4 protein-coding genes and 2 pseudogenes are annotated in these 8,068 nt (G+C 30.7%); 2 read left to right on the top strand and 4 right to left on the bottom strand.

The features are described 5' to 3' along the window. Positions 1-26: 26 nt before the first annotated feature. The 3 genes and pseudogenes from EAL87_RS06720 to EAL87_RS06705 form a co-directional block, all read right to left on the bottom strand. Positions 27-783: pseudogene (locus EAL87_RS06720) on the bottom strand (ABC transporter permease). Between the two features lie 157 nt (positions 784-940). Then, positions 941-1,483: an ATP-binding cassette domain-containing protein gene (locus EAL87_RS06710; protein WP_240444244.1), complete on the bottom strand. Its 543-nt coding sequence runs from the start codon at positions 1,481-1,483 to the stop codon at positions 941-943. Positions 1,484-1,782: 299 nt separating this feature from the next. Beyond that, on the bottom strand, positions 1,783-2,115 hold the full coding sequence (locus tag EAL87_RS06705) for a ribbon-helix-helix domain-containing protein (protein ID WP_162972687.1): 333 nt from the start codon (positions 2,113-2,115) through the stop codon (positions 1,783-1,785). Positions 2,116-3,172: 1,057 nt separating this feature from the next. Here EAL87_RS06705 and EAL87_RS06700 point away from each other — a divergent pair. Then, positions 3,173-5,161, top strand: coding sequence for a relaxase/mobilization nuclease domain-containing protein (locus EAL87_RS06700; RefSeq protein ID WP_162972686.1), 1,989 nt, complete (start codon positions 3,173-3,175; stop codon positions 5,159-5,161). A gap of 1,155 nt (positions 5,162-6,316) precedes the next feature. Next, the gene (locus EAL87_RS06695) at positions 6,317-7,384 is read left to right on the top strand and encodes a tyrosine-type recombinase/integrase (RefSeq protein ID WP_120913890.1); all 1,068 of its coding nucleotides are present in this window, start codon (positions 6,317-6,319) and stop codon (positions 7,382-7,384) included. A gap of 316 nt (positions 7,385-7,700) precedes the next feature. Here EAL87_RS06695 and EAL87_RS06690 read toward each other — a convergent pair. Beyond that, positions 7,701-8,068: pseudogene (locus EAL87_RS06690) on the bottom strand (nucleotidyl transferase AbiEii/AbiGii toxin family protein); the annotation flags it as partial.

Here is an 8,068-nt window from a genome sequence, read left to right as displayed (position 1 = left end):
AATTGATAAATGGTGGGATTAAGAATTTAACGCATGCGTTCTTTTGGCGTTAGTAACATGCGATTAGCGCTTAGTAAAAATAAAATAATGCCACCAATAATGAAAAATGTTGAAGTTGCTAAAACCAATATAGTATCAATCCCTTGAAAAGCTTTGATTAGAAGTTGATTAAGGTAGTAAAAAATAGATGTTTTGATAAATAATTGACCAATATTAGGTAGGTATTCTAAAGGAACAAAAACATTACAAGACATTAGCGCATAGAGATTGATGATATTACAAAATCCTAAGATGCTTTGTTCGTTTTGAAAAATTCTAGCTACAAAAATTGCCAAGCAAAAACAAAACAATGCGCTTGAAAAAACACTAACAAACCCCAAAATAAGTGCTTTAAAATTAAGAATAGTGATGATATTGAGCGCATAAAAAGAGAGAACAATAAAGATAAAAGCATATAGGATTACAACGATTAGTCTTGAAGCGATTAATGCTAAAGTTATTTGTTTAAAAGTTGCTGGTGATAGCATGTAGAACAAGAATATATTATGCGATTCTCAAGCTTGTTATAGCTTGAGTGAGACCAAAGATCGCGCTAGAAATAATAAGAAGTCCCATTAGACCTATAATGTTATTAAAGTAAAAAATTTCAGTGGTATTTTTTGAAAAAACAAAAATTAGTAATAGGAGCATTAAAATAGGATAAATAAAAGTCCAAAATAGCGCGCTTGTATTGGTGAGATAAGATTTGATTTCAAGTTTTAGGATAGATAGAATTGCTCCCACTAAATATCCTTTAGTAATGCTAATAAGTCTTTTGTGGTTGGTTTTTCTTTAAGGTTAAAAGTTTTAGCTACAGATTTTAATATAGAATTTAAAGGTTTGTATTGAGCAATGTTGCTATTTTTAAGGAGCAATACCCATTCGCAACTATCTAAGACAATCAGATCTGAGTGGCGATGATACTTGTAAGTTGTTGGGTGTTGCGCAAGCTTATGAGATTTGATAGTCTTATAAGAGCGTTTTGCTCTAAACTAGTTTCTGGTTCATCCATAATAATTAATTGGGGGTGGTGGCTAAGAGCTAAGTCAATCTTTAAGTGCTGTTTTTGTCCATCGCTTAAGTGTTCGTAGGTTTTATTCAAAAGATTTTTTTCAAATAGATTTGGAGTGCAGTTTTTGTGAAAAAATTGATAGAATTTAAAAAGGTCGTTTGCGTTTAATCCAGGTGGGTAGTTGAATAGGTTAGAGACAACTCCCAATTGTTTGCGTTGTGGTATAACATTGTCGTGGTATGGAATATTATTGTTTTGTGCTTTAAAATTATAGTCTGATCTAATGCCTAGAATAGTGTTGATAAGCGTTGATTTTCCAGCACCATTTGTGCCAATAATGGCTGTACTAGTATGACTTTTAAATGAAAAATCTTGTATATTTAAAGCGTTTTTAAACATGGTTTTTGGGTGTATGCTGATGTTAGAAATCATAAAATCCCCTTATTAGAAATGATTTAAAATCCTATTTAGGGTTATTATATTCAAATGATGGTTTTATTTAGTGCAGTGTTACTAAAAAATTAACTAATCTTTGTTAAAACGAGCTAAAAGCGTTACCGATAAACACGATTTAAACGAGTGAAACGATTTTAAAAAGCGTTCCAACCCCAAAAAATAGACAAACAAGGCTTTAAATAAGAAAAACCTTAAAAACCAGAGAAACGGAGTTTTTGATTTTTTATTATCAAAACTCTCATGCAGACATCCTCTCGTTTTTTTTGTCCGTTATTTTATGGGTGTTTTAACATATAAAACTCCAACGCTTTTTCAAAGAGGAGCGAGCGGTTAGAAAAACCTTTTTCTTTCATATACTCATCCACTTTAGCCATAAAACTAGGCGAGAGCAAAACGCTGTGGTTGATTCTTCGCTCTTTACTGATTTTTTCTTCATATTCTATCTCTTCTATTTCAGCTAACAAACTGGGCGAAAGCGAAATGTTAAAACTACTCCTTCGTTCATTGCCCACTTTTATTTCTGCTTCTAACTCGGCTAATTCGGTTAACAACCTTTTGCGTTTGGCTTGTAAAGCCTGAATGGTTGTGTGCGCTTTATGGTGTTCCATTATTGTTCCTTAAAATATCTTTATTTTTCGCATTCTACTATAAAATAGGATTTTGTGAGTAAATTCATTAAGAATGTAAGTTTTAAGTGTTCTCTAAGTTTCAATCTAAGTCAATTAAAAAATCATTGAAAATGTAGCATAAATTTTTTAAACAAAAGCTTAAAGAATAATTTCATTCCTTTAATATTGATTGTGAGTTCTTATGAAATGGGCTGGTAGTTCTTATATGAGTTGCTAGTAAGTTTTAATGGTGTTTTGCTCCTAGTTCTTAATCATACAAGCAACCTAGTTCATATCATTAGAGCAGATAAGTTCTTAATCTATTTTCCCCTTAGTTCTTTGCTTAATGTGAGCTATTAGGTTCTAACTTGTGGCTTTTAGTTTTTATCGTGTAGCCCTTAGTTCTCTAATTGTTGCTTACAAGTTCTTATTGGTAGGCTGTAAGTTCTTTTGCTTGTGCTATAAAGTTTTCATTCTATAGGCTACTAAGTTCTTACCATATGGCTATCTAGTTCTTAATGTTTTGACTACAAGTTCTTTCAATAAAAATCTCTAAGTTTTTATAGCGTTTCTAACAAGCCCTTGCCTAAAAAATTGAGTAATGGGGTTAAAGCTTTTGAATGAAATTTTTCTCTCTTACTAGATTAAAAATTTAATTCATCTATCAAAGCACTTTTTAAAAACTTTTTAGGCAAAAAGTTAGCAAAAATCCTTATTTTTTAAAAATCTAGCTCCAAGTCCCTTGAATACGAAGTTTTAACCATATGTGTACGCACACATGGTGTTATCCTGCACCTTTTTGATTTAGTTCTAATTTCAATTCTTTGTGCTATGTTATAAAGAATTGAAAAATCGCTAGATTTAAAATCAAAAGTCTAGCTCTTAAATTAGCGTTAGCTTGAATAAAATTTGGGCGTTTTAATGCCTTGTTAGTAAGGGAAAGAAGTTTAGCTTGAAAGTGTGCGAATTAGATAAAAATTTAGCAATGTTGTTAAGTCTTAAAGGGTTTGTATGCTAGATAGGGCTATATTAGATACTAAGCTTAGATAGTCGCCCTATGGACTTATCTTTCTTAGATGATATTTTAAAGCATATGCAAAAGCCTAGATTTAGTGATAGCGATAAAGTAGATAAAAGATTGCTCATTAAGTTCAATCAATTTAACCCTAACTCAAAGTTTATTAAATCTAATCTAGTTGGCACAAAAACAGCTAGTCCTGTGCTTATTAAAAACATAGGGCAAATGAAACGCTCCCACTTAGAAAATGCCCTAAATTATGCTTTAGAAAATAGCGAAACAGCTTACAATGAAATGTTTTTAGAATGCGATAAGCAATTCATCTTAGAGAGTTGGCTCAATGACTTTGATTTGACTAAAGATTATAACGAGACTATGCACTTAGTTTTTTCTATCAAAGATAAGCCAGATGAAGAGACAATGCAAGGGCTTTTACATTCTACTTGGGAGAGCTTAAAAATAAGATTGCCTGAATACAAGTTTGCCCTTGTGCCACACGCTCATCAAGACCATGCCCATATCCATTGTTTTATCAATAAGACTAATCAGCTCACACGAAGAAGACTGCGTTTTAAGGGGCATGAAGATTGTAAAGAATTTTTTAATGAATTAAGAAGTGAGTTTGCTTATAGGTTGAATGACCACTTATTGAGCGAAGAATACTTGTATGTCAATGAACCAAAACTTAAAGAGCTAGACAATATCAAACAACAATTACAAGACTTGGAAAAAGAAGAAAAAGCTTTAGAACAAATCAAATCCCCACAAGATGAGTGGGACTTAAACAAGGCTTTACAAAGCGAGTATTTACAAGAACTCAAATGTGAAAACAAAGCAAAAGCCCTAGACATTCAAAATAACCACAGCACCCCTTTAAAACAAAAGATTTCTGAATTTAAAATCGCTCTGTTTAATCACAAAGACACAAGCGATGATGAAAAAGAACAGCTAGATATTGACAGGATAGATAAGAGAAAACCAGTAAGCGAACACTTAAAAAACACTAACAAACACGAGCTATACGAACTCTTAGGCTTTTATCAAAAAGAATTAGATAAAAAACAAAACCATTCAGCCTTTAAGAATTTTGCTATCCTCAATGGTTTAGACAGAGACTTTGAAAGAGAGACTAAGGGCTATTCTGTTTTAAAGAAAAAAGAAATGCTTTTAAATAAGCTTGAACACCTAGACAAACGCCTTTTAGATAAAAACTCACACTTACTATTAGCCCAGCTAAGAAATGAAGTTAAAACCAAGCAAAACACCCAATACAACACTCTAACTAATCCTATTCTTTTAGCCAAAGCCTTAGAACTTTCTAAAGATAAACGCCCCACTCTCAAAACTTTTAAAAACGCTTATTTTAGTGCTAGAAAATATCAATTCATGCTAGAGAGCTTTAAAACTAAGCAAAATGACCCCACTTACAAGCTTAATGATAACACTTATGAGCTAGTGAGTAAGCAACTACAAGACTATCAAAACACCATGCTTTTATTAGCCAAAGAGAGATTACTTTTTTTAGAACAAGATTTAAAACAAAAAGAAGAAGAGTTTGAAAGAGCCAAAGAACATTATGTGAAATCTTTAAAACATTATAGAGAAACTTCATTGTCTCCAAAAGAAAAACAAGGCTTTCTCAAACAAATTAAACAATTTTCTAAAATTTCTAAGGATATTCTCTATACTTGTAATGAAATCATAGGAGCTAATAGGTTTTTAACCCACTATGACAACCTAAACCTTGAAAAAGTCCTAGAACATGCTAAAGATACTAAGCTAGAGCAAAAAGAAATTCAAGCTATCACAAAAGAGCCTAATAACGATGAGCCTTGGATTGAGTTTGGTAAAAAAGAACAAGCTAGAGCTAAAGCACACTATCAAGCTATGCTAGAAAAAGAAAAAGCTAAAGAATTAGCTAAACAACAAGCTAACACCTTGCACTCTAATGAGCTTGATGATGACCCTAAAGCTCATGCTGGATTAAAACAAAATGACAACACAAACTCTAAAGGGCGTAATAGATAATGCTCTCAAGCGATGATTGCCTTTAATGTTCTTAATAAAGAATATACCCTTTGATTAAAGGGGTTTATTCTTGTTCTTTTCACAAATTAGCTTATTCACACAGATATACAAATAAAGCACTCTAAAATGCCCCACAATCAAAATAAAGCCATAAGATAAGACCAAACTATTAACCTAAAAACAAAAACGCTTTAAAACGCCTTGTAGAGCTTAAATTTTTCTTAAGTAGCACGCAAAAATTTAAAACCTTAAAGTTTTCTTAAACATAATCATAAAGCAAGTTTAAACCTAACCCTTGAACCTACTATCAAATCAAACTTAACTCTTTTAATACTAAGAGCTAGAAACAAACCTTAACCCTACATACTCTAAACAAAAACCTTTCTAATCCTAAATGCTAATGAGACAAACCGCTTACAACCTAACTTAAATAACACAAGCCTTGACTAATCATTCCTTCCACAACTAACATGTCATTGATAGGTAATTCCTATTTTTCTTTTATTTTGATTTTGTTCTTATTTTTACTAATAAAAGAAATTAAAAACTTTCCTTAAACTAAACCTAGCCACAACTAACCTTATGGCTCTTTCAGTCAGTTTGTCTCTTTTAATCAAAAGTTCTTTTTTTTGATTTTTCTTTTTTTCCTTTAGCAAGTTCCTAGTTGTCTAATTTAATCAAGTTTTTTAAAAAAAAGAAATCCCCCTCATGACATGATATTTACTAATAACATGTTTACTCAATAGGTTAGGAAAGAAAGGTAAACCTTTCTTTCCCTTAATATTTTTATAACTATACGGAACTTAAGTTCCGCTTTCATATCTAATATCCATAAACACGCACTTCTTAACCTTAAAAAGCACTTAAATCTTACTTTCAAAAACTATTTAATCGTTGATAAATTCAATTTTTGTATTTAGTGAGTAATGCAAATAACTATGTATTTGATTATTTACTTTTAATGGGGCGAAATTTTGCTTTTATGCCTTAGTTAAAAGCGGAACTTTTTAGAGATTTAGATTTAAAGGCGGAATTTCAAATCTCTAAGGAGCCATGCAAAATTTTTAAAAATACCGCTTTTAGAACCTAACAAACTAAAAAACATAAAACTCTCATTCTTTAAGATTTCTTTTTATATTTTAATAAGGGAGCAATATGCCACATAACAAACTCACTAAATCTCAGAGAGAACTCTTTTGTAATCTCAAAGCCTTTTTATACACTAAGGCTAAAAACTTCACGCCCATTCAAGATGTGAAGGATATGGCTTTAATCCTAGACACACAAGATAAAATCTTAAAATGTCATAATATAGAGCAATTAAAACAACTCTGTCATATTCTTTATAATCAAGGCATTAAACACACTATAATGATGCAAGGCTTGTTTTTATTCTTTAACTATTTTAAAGATAATCTCAAATTAAGAAGTTTTAGAATGCTTAGCGAAGAGCAAGTGATTAACTTTCTCTTTGAACTCGCTCAAAATAGAAAACCCAGCTCTATGGCTAAGTATGTGATGTATTTAAGACAATTCTTTGATTATTTGGATAGAAAAAGGCGTTATAGCTTTGATTTTACGCTTAAAAACCTAGCCTTTGCTAAGACCAAAGAAAGCTTGCCCAGACATTTAAACAATAAAGACTTAAAGAGTTTTTTAAAAACACTCTTAGACTATAAGCCAGCTACAAACTTTGAAAAACGCAATAAGTGTATTCTACTTATTGTAATACTTGGTGGACTTAGAAAATGCGAAGTGTTAAACATAGAATTAAAACACATTCAAGTAGAAGAGCAAAACTACTCTATTTTAATTCAAGGTAAAGGTAGAAAAGAGAGAAAAGCTTATATTAAAAAGAGTTTGTTAGAACCAAGCTTGAATGCTTGGCTTAGTGATGAATATAGACTAAAATATTTTAATGGGGCATATCTTTTTAAAAAAGACAAACAAAAAGCACAAAATTCTTTAACGCTTTATAACTTTATCCCCTTAATCTTTAAACTAGCTCATATCAAACACTATAAGCAATATGGCACAGGCTTACATCTATTTAGGCATAGTTTTGCAACACTCATTTATCAAGAAACCCAAGACTTAGTTTTAACTTCAAGGGCGTTAGGGCATAGCTCCTTACTCTCTACTAAGATTTATATTCATACCACACAAGAGCATAACAAGAAAGTGGCTCTTGTGTTTGATAGTTTGATAGAGAACAAGAAGTAAGGTGGTTAAAATTGATTAGGTAGTTTAGTGTAATTAGTTTAAATAATCTTATTAAGATAAATAATCTAGCATTAGATAATTTTAATTAACTATTTAATGTTTTATTGCTAATTAAAAATGATTAGTTTTATAAGGGTTGTTAAAATCATTGAGATTTTATAGAGTTAGCTTAAATTACAAAATATTCTAAAAACAATGTAATTATAGATTATTGTTACTCATTAAGAATATATTTGATTAACAATACAAATAACTAAATTCTATTAAATACTGATAGATTAACTAAAGCTATTAAATACCTACTTAACAAGATTGTTTATCGTCTACGCTTAGGTGTGGGGGTGTATTCATTGGAATTGTCTAAATCATCTGCGTTGTCATGGGAATTTGAGTAAGTCGCTGTTTTAATTTGGTCTATTTTGTCTATTAAAAAATCATAAGCACTTAAAGAAAGGTCTTTATAATGTGAAATGGGTTCTACCATATCTATTTCTATGCTATAACGCTTTTTATCTAACTCTTGCAAAGAATTTTGAAGAGTTAGTAAGTCTTGCTTAGTTATTTTTTGAGAACTTAAAAGCTTGTCAAATAAATTATTGTCATTATGCAAAGCCACTGCTATATCAAAAATATCTCTTGTTTTATTATCAGTTTTTCTAAAAGTAATCTTTTTAGCGATAATAT

The sequence above is a fragment of the Helicobacter pylori genome, assembly GCF_003636935.1.
Lineage (GTDB): Bacteria > Campylobacterota > Campylobacteria > Campylobacterales > Helicobacteraceae > Helicobacter > Helicobacter pylori_CH.
The sequence above is the reverse complement of the archived record's forward strand: the minus strand, read 5'-3'. Positions and strand labels throughout refer to the sequence as shown.